Annotated in this window: 8 protein-coding genes and 1 pseudogene; 1 reads left to right on the forward strand and 8 read right to left on the reverse strand. The window is 62.3% G+C overall.

Annotated features, from left to right (window positions below; translation table 11 throughout):
* Nucleotides 1-3: 3 nt before the first annotated feature.
* The 8 genes and pseudogenes from phaC to ACVW16_RS09055 form a co-directional block, all read right to left on the reverse strand.
* The gene (gene phaC, locus ACVW16_RS09020) at nt 4-1,092 is read right to left on the reverse strand and encodes a class III poly(R)-hydroxyalkanoic acid synthase subunit PhaC (protein WP_456735942.1); all 1,089 of its coding nucleotides are present in this window, start codon (nt 1,090-1,092) and stop codon (nt 4-6) included.
* Entirely contained in the window at nt 1,089-1,739 is a 651-nt protein-coding gene (locus ACVW16_RS09025) for a poly(R)-hydroxyalkanoic acid synthase subunit PhaE (protein WP_456704956.1), read from the reverse strand. The genes phaC and ACVW16_RS09025 overlap by 4 nt, the downstream gene beginning before the upstream one ends.
* On the reverse strand, nt 1,732-2,922 hold the full coding sequence (locus ACVW16_RS09030) for an iron-containing alcohol dehydrogenase (RefSeq protein WP_456738208.1): 1,191 nt from the start codon (nt 2,920-2,922) through the stop codon (nt 1,732-1,734). The genes ACVW16_RS09025 and ACVW16_RS09030 overlap by 8 nt, the downstream gene beginning before the upstream one ends.
* 98 nt (nt 2,923-3,020) lie before the next feature.
* Nucleotides 3,021-4,673: an acetolactate synthase large subunit gene (locus ACVW16_RS09035; protein ID WP_456802341.1), complete on the reverse strand. Its 1,653-nt coding sequence runs from the start codon at nt 4,671-4,673 to the stop codon at nt 3,021-3,023.
* Nucleotides 4,674-4,699: 26 nt separating this feature from the next.
* Complete coding sequence (locus ACVW16_RS09040; protein WP_456704958.1) at nt 4,700-5,722, reverse strand: isocitrate/isopropylmalate dehydrogenase family protein; 1,023 nt, start codon at nt 5,720-5,722, stop codon at nt 4,700-4,702.
* Between the two features lie 33 nt (nt 5,723-5,755).
* Nucleotides 5,756-8,451, reverse strand: a pseudogene (acnA, locus tag ACVW16_RS09045) (aconitate hydratase AcnA).
* A gap of 265 nt (nt 8,452-8,716) precedes the next feature.
* Nucleotides 8,717-10,111, reverse strand: coding sequence for a sensor histidine kinase (locus tag ACVW16_RS09050; protein WP_456735945.1), 1,395 nt, complete (start codon nt 10,109-10,111; stop codon nt 8,717-8,719).
* Nucleotides 10,111-10,776 carry a response regulator gene (locus ACVW16_RS09055; RefSeq protein ID WP_456704961.1) on the reverse strand — a complete coding sequence of 222 codons (666 nt, stop codon included), beginning with the start codon at nt 10,774-10,776 and terminating at the stop codon, nt 10,111-10,113. Before ACVW16_RS09055 ends, ACVW16_RS09050 begins: the two co-directional genes overlap by 1 nt.
* Nucleotides 10,777-11,127: 351 nt before the next feature.
* Here ACVW16_RS09055 and tcuC point away from each other — a divergent pair, with 351 nt between their 5' ends.
* Nucleotides 11,128-12,432 (forward strand): tricarballylate/proton symporter TcuC, encoded by a 1,305-nt coding sequence (gene tcuC / locus ACVW16_RS09060; RefSeq protein WP_456704962.1) that lies wholly within the window; start codon nt 11,128-11,130, stop codon nt 12,430-12,432.
* Nucleotides 12,433-12,438: the final 6 nt, after the last annotated feature.

Raw genomic sequence — 12,438 nt, forward strand, 5'->3', positions numbered from 1 at the left:
GCGCTAGTCCCTCGCGGAAAGCCACTCCGAGATCCCCTTGCTCAGCGAGCCCTGCGACTTGCTCGATACGAACAGGCCGACATGGCCGCCGGGCAGCTCGATCTCCGAGTAATCCTTGGTCCCGAGATGCGCGCCGAGCGCTCGCGAGCAGGTCGGCGGAATGATGTGGTCATTGACGGCGAAGACGTTGAGCACCGGCGCGATGAGCTTGGAGAGATCGACGCGCCGTCCCGACAGCTCGAACTCGCCCTTCACGAGCATGTTGTCCTGATAGAGATCCTTCAGCCACTGCTTGGCAGCTTCGCCCGGATGAGCGGGCCGGTCGGCAAGCCATTTCTCCATGCGCAGGAAATTCATCAGCTTGGCTTCGTCGTCGATGACGTCGATCAGGTCGATGTTGTACTTGGTGAGCGAGCGCATCGGCGTCATCAGGGAGAACACCGAGCTCATGAACTCGCCGGGTAGGCCGCCATAGACGTCGACCAAGCGGTCGATGTCGGCGCGATCGAGACTGCGCGTCCAGACATTCAGGAAGCCGTGATGGGTGTCGGGATCGTCACGATCGGCATGGAAGTCGATCGGCGTGATCGTCAGCACGAGGCCCTTGACCCTGTCCGGATACAGCGCGGCGTAGCAGGTGGTGAAGACGCCGCCCTCGCAGATGCCGAGCAGCGTGATCTTGTCGTGACCGGTCTCGCGGCAGACGCGCTCGACGGCGGCATGGATGTAGTCGTCGACATAATCGTCGATCGTCAGCCAGCGCTCGCTGCGGTTCGGCTGCCCCCAATCGACCAGCCAGAGATCGAGCCCCTGCCGCAACAGACTGCGGACGAGGGAGCGGTCCTCCTGAAGGTCCGCCATGGTGTAGCGGCCGATCAAACCGTAGGCGAGCAGAACCGGCGTCCTCACCTTCTGCTCGGTCAAGGGCGTGTAGCGAAACAGCTCGACCTTATCGCGGCGCATCACCAGCGTCTTCGGCGTCGCGCCGACATCGACGTCTTCGTCCTTGATGGCGGACAGCAGCTTGCCGGCCTTGAGCAGCTTGTCGCTCATCTCGGCGAATCCGTCGCTTTTCGGTGCCTGCGGGCTCATGCTTTGCCTCCGGCGATCCGTCGCTCCAGCGCGCGGACCTCGCGCCTTAGCTCGGTGATCTGGCGGGTCAGATCGTCGAAATCGCGCTGCGTCGGCATGCCCAGCACGGCGGCGACTGTGTCCGATATCTCCGTTTGCCGGGCCTTGAACTCGGTTGCGGCCTGCAACAATTGCTTCTGCGCGACCAGAAACTCTTCCGAGCGCTGGTTGGCGATCAGCTCCTCATTGGCGAGATCGTTCCAGGCACCGAGCTGCTCGCGCCAATTGGGGCTGTCGCCCGACTGCGGCATCTTCATCTTGTATTGCTGCGCCGTGCGCATCCAGGGCTTTGAGGCGACGAGCTGATACGCGGCAAGCTTGCTTTGCAGTTCGCCCCAGGCCGCCGTCAAGTTCGCCAGCTTCCGATCGAAATCGAGGACATCGGCGAGGCGCGGTCCCTTGGCCATGCGTTCGATCGCCTCGGCAAGGTCGTTGCCGGGGCCGACGCCGAACCCGCTCTCGGCTGCGCGCTTCATGATGAAAGGCAGCATCGAGCCCGACCAGTTCTCGCTGACACCGGCGGCTGCGCTTGCCATGGCGCGCCAGGAGTCCATCCACTGCGCGGCGAGCCGGCCGAACGGATTTGCGGCGGGCCCCTCCTCAACCATGGGAAGCCTGCACATAACGATTGCTGCCGTCACCGAACGCCGCGCTGTAGATCGCGTAGGCATCGTCCAGCGTCAGTTCGCGCGGGTTGTTGACGAGGAGGCGCGTCTGTTTCATCGCGTCCTCGGCAAGCTTCTTCAGATCGTCCCGGCCGATCCCGACCGCAGCGAGCGAGGCCGGCACCCGACAATCGCGGCCGATCGCCGTCATTTCGTCGATGAAAGCCCGCGCCTTCTCAGGCACGCTGCCGCGCAGGCCCGGCTTCACAATTTCGGCAAGCTCGGCGTAAAGCGCCTCTGCCGCGGTCAGGTTGAACTCGAGCACGTGACGCAACACGAGGGCATTCGACAGGCCGTGCGGTACGTGGAAGATCGCTCCGATCGGGTAGGCCAGCGCGTGAACGGCGGCGACCGGCGCATTGGCAAAGGCCATGCCGGCGAGCATCGAGCCGAGCAGCATGTCCGAACGGGCTTCGAGATCCTTCCCATTCTCGCAAACACGCCGCACATTGGCCGACAGCAATGCCAACGCCTGGCGGGCGAGCTGGTCGGACATCGGGTTCTTCTTGACCTTGCTGGTGTAGGCCTCGATCGCGTGCACCATGGCATCGATACCGGTCGCCGCAGTCACTGGCGCCGGCAGACCGAGCGTCAGCTCGGGATCGAGGATTGCCCAATCCGGGATCAGGACCGGCGAGACGACCCCTTTCTTCTCCGTGGTTGGCGTCGTGACGATCGCGATCGGGGTCACCTCGGAGCCGGTCCCGGCCGTCGTCGGCACCAGCAGCAGCGGCAGGCGTTTTCCTTTCGCGAGACCCACGCCGTAGATGTCGTCCAGACGGTCCGGCGTTTTGGCGAGATAGGCGACGAGCTTTGCGGTGTCGAGTGCACTGCCGCCGCCGATCGAGAGCACGAGCTCGATCCGGCCGGCCCGACACGCGTCCGCAGCCGCTTCCACGATATGGGATGGCGGGTCGGCGACCACCTCATCGAATATGCTGAGCTCGATGCCGGCTGCTCCCAACGAGGCCTCCGCATCCCCGGTCAACCCCGCGCCCCGCACGCCCTTGTCGGTCACCAGCATCACGCGCCGGGCGCCGTAGCTCGCCACGAGTTCATTGATCTTCCGCGAAGCGCCGGGCTCGAACATGATGCTCGACGGCGCCTGGAAGGTGAATTTCCCGATCATGTTCGTGCTCCTTCTTGTCTCGCGCGCGTACGGGGTATTCGTTCGAAGCGGCTACGCGGAGCGCAACGCCCTCCACGCATCAGCGCGCGGCCGCATCAGCTCGGTTCGCTACCAAGCTTGCGATTGCGCAGCTCGTCGACGAGGACCCTCGTGTTCTCCGAATAGTCGATCGCGACATCGACGAGATGCACGCCGCCGCCCTTGAACGCGGCCTCAAGCGTCGGCAACAACGCATCGACGGAGGTGACGCGCGAGCCCTTCGCGCCATAGGACTCCGCGTAGCGTACGAAGTCCGGGTTACCGAAGGTGAGACCGAAGTCGGGGAAAGCATCCACGGCCTGCTTCCAGCGGATCATGCCGTAAGCGCCATCATTGAGGATCAGCACCACGAGATTCAGCTTGAGCCGGACGGCCGTCTCCAGCTCCTGGCTGTTCATCATGAAGCCGCCGTCGCCGCAGATCGCCATGACGCGGCGGTCCGGATAGAGCATCGCCGCCATCATCGCCGATGGCAGGCCGGCGCCCATCGTGGCGAGGGCGTTGTCAAGCAGCAATGTGTTGGCGACATAGGTCCGGTAATTGCGAGCGAACCAGATCTTGTACATGCCGTTGTCGAGCGCAACGATGCCGTTCTCCGGAATCACTTTTCGGACATCATGCACCAGTCGCTGCGGCGTCACCGGCCAGCGGCTTTCGGTGTCGCGATCGGCGATGCGGCCGAGAATGCCGTCGCGCAGCGGCAGCAGCGCCTTGGCGTTGTGGAGCTTGCCCTCGAGTCGATCCGCCAGCAGCTCGAGGCTGCGGCCGACGTCGCCGACCACCTCGGCATGCGGGAAGTAAACCTGCTCGACGGTCGCAGGCGTGTAGCTGACGTGGATGACTTGCGGCCCCTTGGGACCCATGATGAAGGGCGGCTTCTCGACCGTGTCGTGGCCGATGGCGATGATCAGATCGGCCTGGTCGATCGCCTCGTGCACATAGTCGCGCTCCGACAGTGCCGCGGTGCCCATATAGAGGTTGGTGCCGCCGGGAACGGTGCCCTTGCCCATTTGTGTCGTGAAGAACGGAATGCCCGTGCGCCGCACGAAGCCGGCAATGCCGAAGGTCGAGCGCGGACGGCTCGCGGCCGCCGCGAGCATGATCAGTGGACGCTTCGCCGCCAGGATCATCTCAGCGGCCCGGTCGAGCGCCGCACGATGTGCGACGGGGATCTCGATCGGATGAATCGGCACCATCGGCACCGGCTCGACCTCGTCGCCGGCGATGTCTTCGGGCAGCTCCAGCAGGACCGGACCCGGCCGCTCCTCCATCGCGACGCGGAAGGCGTCACGCACCAGCGTTGGGATGCTGGACGCGCTGACGATCTGCCGCGAGAGCTTGGTGAGCGGTTTCATTGACGCAATGACGTCCACGATCTGGAAGCGCGCCTGGCGGCTGCTCATGATCGCCTTCTGTCCCGTGAGCAGCACCATCGGCATCGCGCCGAGATGGGCGTAGGCCGCCCCGGTCGAGAAGTTTAGCGCGCCCGGCCCAAGCGTGGAGATGCAGACGCCGGGCCGGCCCGTGAGCCGTCCATGCGTCGCCGCCATGAACGCGGCGGCCTGCTCGTGGCGCGTCAGCACCAGCTCGATCTTCGAGTTGCGCAGCGACTCGACGACGTCGAGATTTTCCTCGCCGGGAACACCGAAGACCCGGTCGACGCCCTCATGCTCCAATGCCGCGACCAACAGGTCAGAGCCCTTCACCATGTCTTTCTCCTTTATGTCTGTCGGCGTCAGGCCAGCCGCTTGATCACGGCGCCGGCGAAGTCCGAAGTCGACACTTTGCCGCCAAGATCCGCCGTCCGCACATTGTCGACCTGCAAGGTCTGCTCGATTGCGCTTCGCAGCTTGGTCGCGAGATCGTCCCGGTCGACATGCTTGAGCATGAGGCCGGCGGCGAGCAACAGCGCGAGCGGATTGGCGATGCCCTTGCCGGCGATATCAGGTGCCGACCCGTGCACCGCCTCGAAGATCGCGGCCTTCTCCCCGATGTTGGCGCCAGGCGCCATGCCGAGACCACCGACCAGGCCGGACATCTGGTCGGACAGGATGTCGCCGAACAGATTGGTGGTGACGATGACGTCGAACTGCCACGGGTTCATTACCAGCTGCATGGCACAGGCATCGACGATGCGATCGTCCATCGCGATCCGCCCTTCGTATTCCTTGGCGATTTCGCGGCCGGCCTGGAGAAACAAGCCGGTCAGGGCCTTCAGCACATTGGCCTTGTGAACGACCGTCACCTTTTTGCGCCCGTGTGCGACGGCATATTCAAACGCGAAGCGGACGATACGGCGTGCTTCCGCATGGGTGTTGACGCCCGAAGAGATCGCGACCGCGTGCGGATCGTCGCCCACCTGGATGAAGTGCTCGAATGCGACGTAGAGACCCTCGATGTTTTCGCGGATCAGGACGAGGTCGATGTCCTCGTAGCGCCCGCCGGGCACCATGGTCTTGACCGGGCGCAAATTGGCATAGAGGCCGAACTCTTCGCGCAGGCGCACGTTGACCGAGCGGAAACCACCACCGACCGGCGTCGTCAGCGGACCTTTCAGCGCGAGCTTGGTGCGGCGGATGCTGTCGATCAGCGCGCCGGGCAAGGGGTCGCCCGCGCTCTGGATTCCGGCCATGCCGCCCTGCTGAAGGTCCCACTCGAAAGGCGCGCCGAGCGTATCCAGAATGCGGGTCACCGCAGCCGTGATCTCGGGACCGATGCCGTCGCCAGGTATCAAGGTCGCCGGAATTTTTCCTGACATGTTCGTTTCCCCGTGTTGATCGTGTCCTTGGGATCACGCCGCAAGCTGGCGCAGCACGTAAGGCAGGATGCCACCGTGTTTGTAGTAGTTGAGCTCGTCGAGCGTATCGATGCGGCAGGTCAGCGGGACCTGCTTCACGGTTCCGTCTGCCATCGTGATGTCGATGGTGACGCGCTGACCTGGCGTGATGTCGGCAATGCCCTTGATCCAAACCTGCTCGGCGCCGGTAAGGCCGAGGCTCTTCCAGGAGGTACCCTCGTCAAAGACGAAAGGCAGGATTCCCATGCCGACCAGATTGGAGCGGTGAATGCGCTCGAAGCTCTGCGCGACGACGGCGCGGACGCCAAGCAGCTTGGTGCCCTTGGCGGCCCAGTCGCGCGAAGAGCCGTTGCCGTATTCGACGCCGGCGAACACGACCAAAGGCACATTGTCGTGCTGGTAGCGCATCGCGGCGTCGAAGATCGACATCCGGTCGCCGGAGGGCTGATGTACCGCCCAGCCGCCTTCCGGGGTGACGCCACCCTCGCCCTTCACGGCGAAATTCTTGATGCGGATGTTGGCGAAGGTACCGCGGACCATCACGTCATGATTGCCACGCCGCGTGCCGTACTGGTTGAAATCCTCTTGCCGGACCTGCATGCCGCGCAGAAATTCTCCGGCCGGCGACGACGCCTTGATCGAGCCCGCAGGCGAGATGTGATCGGTCGTGATCTTGTCGCCGAACAGCCCGAGAATGCGTGCGCCAGCAATATCTCGGGTCGGCGGCGGCTTCATCGTAATGCCCTCGAAATAGGGCGGGTTCTGAACGTAGGTGGAGGACATGTTCCAGCGATAGGTCAGCGCTGTCGTGACCTCGACCGCCTTCCAGTTCGCATCGCCCTCGAAGACCTCTGCATATTTGCTCTCGAACAGACGGCGCGTAATGTTGTCCCGGATGAACTGCTGAATCTCGCCATTCGAAGGCCAGATGTCCTTCAGGAAAACGGGAGCGCCATCCGACTCGATACCCAGCGGCTCGTTGACCAGGTCGACCTGAAGCGAACCGGCCAGAGCATAGGCAACAACGAGGGGCGGCGAGGCCAGATAGTTGGCCTGCACGTCGGGCGAGACGCGGCCTTCGAAATTGCGGTTGCCGGACAAGACGGCCGCGCCGATTACGCCATTGTCGTTGATCGACTTCGAGATGTCCTTCGGCAGCGGACCGGAGTTGCCGATGCAGGTCGTACATCCGAAGCCCACCAGATAAAACCCGAGTGCGTCGAGGTCCTTCTGCAGACCCGATTTTTCGAGATACTCCGCCACGACCTGCGAGCCGGGGGCGAGCGAGGTTTTGACCCAGGGCTTGACCGTGAGCCCCTTGCGTACCGCATTGCGCGCCAACAGGCCTGCGCCGATCAGCACCGAGGGGTTCGAGGTGTTGGTGCAGGAGGTGATCGCGGCAATCACGACATGGCCGTGGCCGAGCTTGAACTCCTTACCCTCGACCGCGAATTGCTTTGCGGCTTGGTCTTGCTTGCCATATTCGCTTTCGAGCGCGGTGAGGAAGTTGCTCTTGGCAACAGAAAGGCCGAGACGCCCCTCGGGCCGCTTCGGTCCGGCGAGCGACGGAACGACCTCATCGAGATTGAGCTCCAGCGTATCGGTGAAGACCGGGTCCGCCATATCAGGTGTCCGGAACAGGCCCTGCGCCTTCGTATAGGCCTCAACCAGCGCAATGCGATCGCTGGCGCGACCCGAGAGATTGAGATAGTTCAGCGTCTCCTGGTCGACCGGGAAGAAGCCGCAGGTCGCGCCGTATTCTGGCGCCATGTTGGAAATGGTCGCGCGGTCCGCAAGCGTCAGGTGGTCAAGACCCGAGCGTAGAACTCGACGAACTTGCCGATGGCGCCCTTCTTGCGCAGCATCTGGGTGACGGTGAGCACGAGGTCGGTCGCCAGCACGCCCTCGCGCAGCTTGCCGGTGAGCTTGAAACCGATCACTTCCGGCACCAGCATGGACAGAGGCTGCCCGAGCATTGCTGCCTCCGCCTCGATCCCACCGACGCCCCAGCCAAGCACCGCAAGACCATTCGCCATGGTGGTATGGCTGTCGGTGCCGACCAGCGTATCGGGATACGCAAAGGTTTTGCCGTTGCGCTCGCTCGTCCAGACCGTTTGCGCCAGATATTCGAGGTTGACCTGATGGCAAATGCCGGTGCCAGGCGGCACTACGCGGAAATTGGCGAACGCGCCTTGACCCCATTTCAGGAAGTTGTAGCGCTCGCCATTCTGCTCGTATTCTCTGGCAACATTGTCGTGCAGGGCCTGCGGGTTGCCGAAATGATCGACCACGACGGAATGATCGATCACCAGATCGACCGGAACCAGCGGATTGATTTTTGCCGGATCGCCGCCGAGCTTCTGCATGCCGTCCCGCATGGCCGCGAAATCGACCAGGGCCGGCACACCGGTGAAGTCCTGCATCAGAACACGGGCCGGACGAAAGCCGATCTCCGCTGCCGCTGATCCGCGGTCGTCGGTCCACTTCGCCAGAGCTTCGATGTTGGCGCTCGTCACGGACTGGCCATCCTCGGAACGCAGCAGGTTCTCCAACAGGATCTTCAGAGAAAAAGGCAGCCGCGAAATGCCCGCGAGACCGTTTTTCTCGGCTTCGGGCAACGAAAAATAGGCATACCTCCGTCCGTGGACGTCGAGGGTACGCTGACATCTAAAGCTGTCCAATGCCGTCATGATCACCTCCCATCATCCGCACGCCGCCCGGCCCAAGAAGCCGGAGGCTCTACCTACGGAGGAAGGGGTATCTGCGAATGCGCTTACCGTTCTGAGCCGGTAAAGCCATGACTTCCTCCCACTTTTTTAAAGCGTGATGGCTGCGCTGTCCGCTGAGGGGCCAGCATCAACCCTGCACTGTTAGGGAGCAGGATAGAGGCGGTTACCTGTCAACAACCTGTCGCGGCTGCCAAGGCAAAGACATTGGGTCTGGCCATTCGCAACGTCACGTGAGGCGGAATCTCATCGTGACACGGAGGCCACTACGGTGCTTACCCTTGCCAAGCTCGATCGAGCCGCCCATCCGATCGAGCAACACGCGAACGATCGCGAGTCCCAAACCACTTCCGTCGGGCGCATCCGGACGGGCAATTCTGTAGAACCGCTCGAATACCTTCTGCCGCTCGGCCGGCGGGATTCCGGGGCCGTCGTCTTCGATGTCAACTATGCCGGCGTCGCCGTCCTTGGACAGTCTCGCGATCACCACCGCGCCGGCTGGCCCGTACCGGATCGCATTATCGATCACGTTGCCAAATATCTCGTCGACCAGAAGCTCGTTGGCTTCGACGAACATTTCGTCCTGCTCCACCTCCAGTTGGAGCTCGATGTTGCGAGCCGCCGCAGCTTGCGCTCGCAGAGCGAGGGCTTGCTTCGCCTTCGTCACGAGCGAAATTCTCTCCGCAGGTGATCTGACCAATGCGTCCTCGTCGGCTCGAGCAAGCGTCAGCAATTGCGAAATCATCCGATCCAGGCGGACGACCTGGGCGTCCACCTCCATGACCATCTCGGTCATTTCGCTCGAGCCGGCCAGACGACGCTTGAGGAGATCCAGATGCGTTCTCAGCGCCGCGAGAGGTGTTCGCATCTGGTGTGACGCATCGGCGGTAAACTGGCGCAAGATCTGGGTCGCGAAGCTGACGCGGTCGAGCAATTCGTTGATCGCCTGCGCGGGCGCAAGCGCCTCCTTCGGCACCGTGTGCAGATCGAGCGGCTGGAAATCTTTTGATCCGCCGATTCCACGGCGATCGATCTGCCGCTTCAATTGGGCAAGCGGCCCGAGCCCGCGTTCGACCGCGATCCATGTGAGCAAGGCGATGACGGCGAGGAGCACCATCTCGGCCAAGGCAAGTTCGCGGATCATTTCGCGCCAGAGCTGGTCTCGTGCGTGTTTAGTCTCGGCCACGGCAACCAAGACAGGTTTAGCGATCCCATATACATGTCGTGATCCGGCCGCTATGCGGACGGCATTGCCGCGATAGCGGTCATCCCAGAACATCGGCTGTTCCGGCTCAAGTGCCGCACTCTTGGGCATAGGCAGATCGTTGTATCCGGTGACCGTCTGGTCATCTACGCTCACCTTGTAAAAAATGCTGTCGTCAGACTGCGTCTCGAGCATGCCCAGCGCCACTCGCGGCAGATCGACAGTAACCTCTCCGTCCTCCACGGCCAGACGTTCGGCGATCGCCAGCAGCGAGCCTTTCAGCAATCGGTCGTGCGTGACCTCCACCACATGGGAGATGACCAGGCTGCCGCCTACCGCCACAGCAATTGCAAGGCATGAAACAGGAACCAGAAGGCCGAGGAGAAACCGGGTTTTGAGGGACGGCTGACGTCTTGCCATCAGCGCCCTTCCAGGAGATATCCGAGCCCACGCATGGTGCGTATCGTAGGTCCATCAGGACCGAGTTTCTGGCGAAGACGGGCGATATAAAGCTCCAAGACGTTCGGGCCAACCGGCTCGTCAAAGCCGAACACCTCCGCGATAAGACGATCTTTCGGCACCAGCTTGCCGTGGTGAAGTATCAATATCTTGAGAACCGCCATCTCCCGCCGGCGCAAGTCGAGCGGCTTGCCATCGAGCGTTGCACGTCCCATCGCTGGATCGATCACGAGGGATCCGCAGGTCAAAAGTGGATCCGTGCGACCTTGACCGCGCCTGACCAGCGCGCGAACACGCGCTTCGAACTCCGACAGATCGAACGGCTTACGAACGTAATCGTCCGCCCCAAGATCCAGTCCCTTGACCTTGTCTGCGGTGGCATCGCGTGCCGTCAAGATCATGATCGGAACCTTCGAGCCGCTGGCGCGGACCTGACGTAGAACCTCAAAACCCGAGCTATTGGGCAAGCCGAGATCGAGGACCACAAGACTGTAAGGTTCGGAAATGGCGATTGAAGCCGCTTCGGCGCCATTCGGTTCGTGATCGACCGCAAAGCCCATCGACTTGAGCGAGGCCGAAAGCCCCCGGACAAGTGCCATATCGTCTTCAACGATCAGGATTCTCACGGCGCCTCCCCCGCCATCGAATTCCAGGCTCCGGCGCTTTTTATTTGCACCTTGCCAGACCTCTATCACAGAGCAGTCGCGATGGCATCTCCATCTTTGCAAACATTCTTCCTCGTTCGGTAAACCCGCATAAGCGCTGCCTGCGCGGTCCTGACGCGCCGCGGCGCCTGGCCGCGACAGGTTGACGACAGCTCATCTGTCTACGCTGTCTCATCGCTTTCGCTGCAGCAGCTCCGGACCAACTGCGCTTTTCGACTGCGCCGGATCAGACGATCCCAACGCAAAGCGCGATCGATGCGCAACACAAGAACCCGTAATCGGGTCAAACAACGCGAACCACGGGAGGATAACATGACGACATCCGAGCACTCGAAGATCGGAATGGTGCTGCGCGTCACCAGTGGCAACTTCCTGGAGATGTTCGACTTCTTTCTTTCTGGGGTATTCGCCTCCTACATCGCCAAGGCGTTCTTTCCGCTGGAAAGTCAGTACGCATCCCTCCTCTTGACGTTTGTCGCTTTCGGAGCCGGCTTCTTGATGCGTCCGCTCGGGGCCATCTTCTTAGGGGCATACGTCGACCGGATCGGACGTCGAAAGGGCTTGATCGTGACGCTCTCGATCATGGCTTGCGGAACCGTGCTGATCGCATTCGTCCCAAGCTACGCGACCATTGGCATCGCGGCTCCCCTTCTCGTGCTGATCGGAAGGCTGCTCCAGGGCTTCTCGGCGGGAGTCGAACTGGGCGGTGTTTCCGTCTATCTCTCCGAAATGGCGACGCCTGGCCACAAAGGGTTCTATGCCAGTTGGCAATCGGCGAGCCAGCAGGTCGCAATCATCGTGTCTGCCGCATTCGGCTTCGCGCTCAATGCCTGGCTTTCTCCGCAGCAGGTCGACGACTGGGGATGGCGCGTTCCGTTTTTTGTCGGCTGCATGATCGTGCCCTTTGTGTTCTTCATCCGGCGTTCGCTGCAGGAGACGGAGGAGTTTCTCGCGCGCAAGCATCATCCGACTGTCGGTCAGATCTACCGCTCGATCCTCGCAAACTGGGCGATCGTTCTGTGCGGCATGATGATGGTGATTATGACGACCGTTTCGTTCTACCTCATCACCGTCTACACACCCACGTTCGGAAAGTCTGTCCTAAAGCTCTCTGCCACCGACAGTCTGCTCGTGACGATCTGCGTCGGCATTTCGAACTTCTTCTGGCTTCCGGTGATGGGTGCCTGGTCCGACAAGATCGGCCGCAAGCCGATCCTCGTGGCCTTCTCGTTGCTTGGCCTCGTCTCGGCCTATCCCGTTCTCTCTTGGCTTGCCGCTGAGCCGACTTTCGGCAAGATGCTGGCCGTCGAACTTTGGTTGTCGTTCATTTATGCAAGCTACAATGGCGCGATGATCGTCGCGCTGACGGAAGTTATGCCGGTCGGCGTGCGCACGTCGGGCTTCTCGCTTGCCTACAGCCTTGCGACGACATTTGGAGGCTTTACGGCGGCCATCTGCACCTGGCTGATTGCGGTGACCGGCGACAACGCTGCCCCCGGCTGGTGGATGAGCGCCGCGGCGGCATGTGGCCTTGTTGGGACCCTGTTGGTCTATAGAACGCAGGCGGTTGCGACGGCCTCGGAAGTGTCCGCCGGCTTGAACACCGTCGGGACCTGAGGAAGG

The organism is Bradyrhizobium sp. USDA 4474 (assembly GCF_054057515.1).

Excerpts from the sequence above, each read along its gene's own strand:
- ACVW16_RS09025 (WP_456704956.1), bottom strand. The coding sequence starts at position 1,739 with ATGGTTGAGGAGGGGCCCGCCGCAAATCCGTTCGGCCGGCTCGCCGCG.
- phaC (WP_456735942.1), bottom strand. The coding sequence starts at position 1,092 with ATGAGCCCGCAGGCACCGAAAAGCGACGGATTCGCCGAGATGAGCGAC.
- ACVW16_RS09050 (WP_456735945.1), bottom strand. The coding sequence starts at position 10,111 with ATGGCAAGACGTCAGCCGTCCCTCAAAACCCGGTTTCTCCTCGGCCTT.
- ACVW16_RS09040 (WP_456704958.1), bottom strand. The coding sequence starts at position 5,722 with ATGTCAGGAAAAATTCCGGCGACCTTGATACCTGGCGACGGCATCGGT.
- tcuC (WP_456704962.1), top strand. The coding sequence starts at position 11,128 with ATGACGACATCCGAGCACTCGAAGATCGGAATGGTGCTGCGCGTCACC.
- ACVW16_RS09035 (WP_456802341.1), bottom strand. The coding sequence starts at position 4,673 with ATGGTGAAGGGCTCTGACCTGTTGGTCGCGGCATTGGAGCATGAGGGC.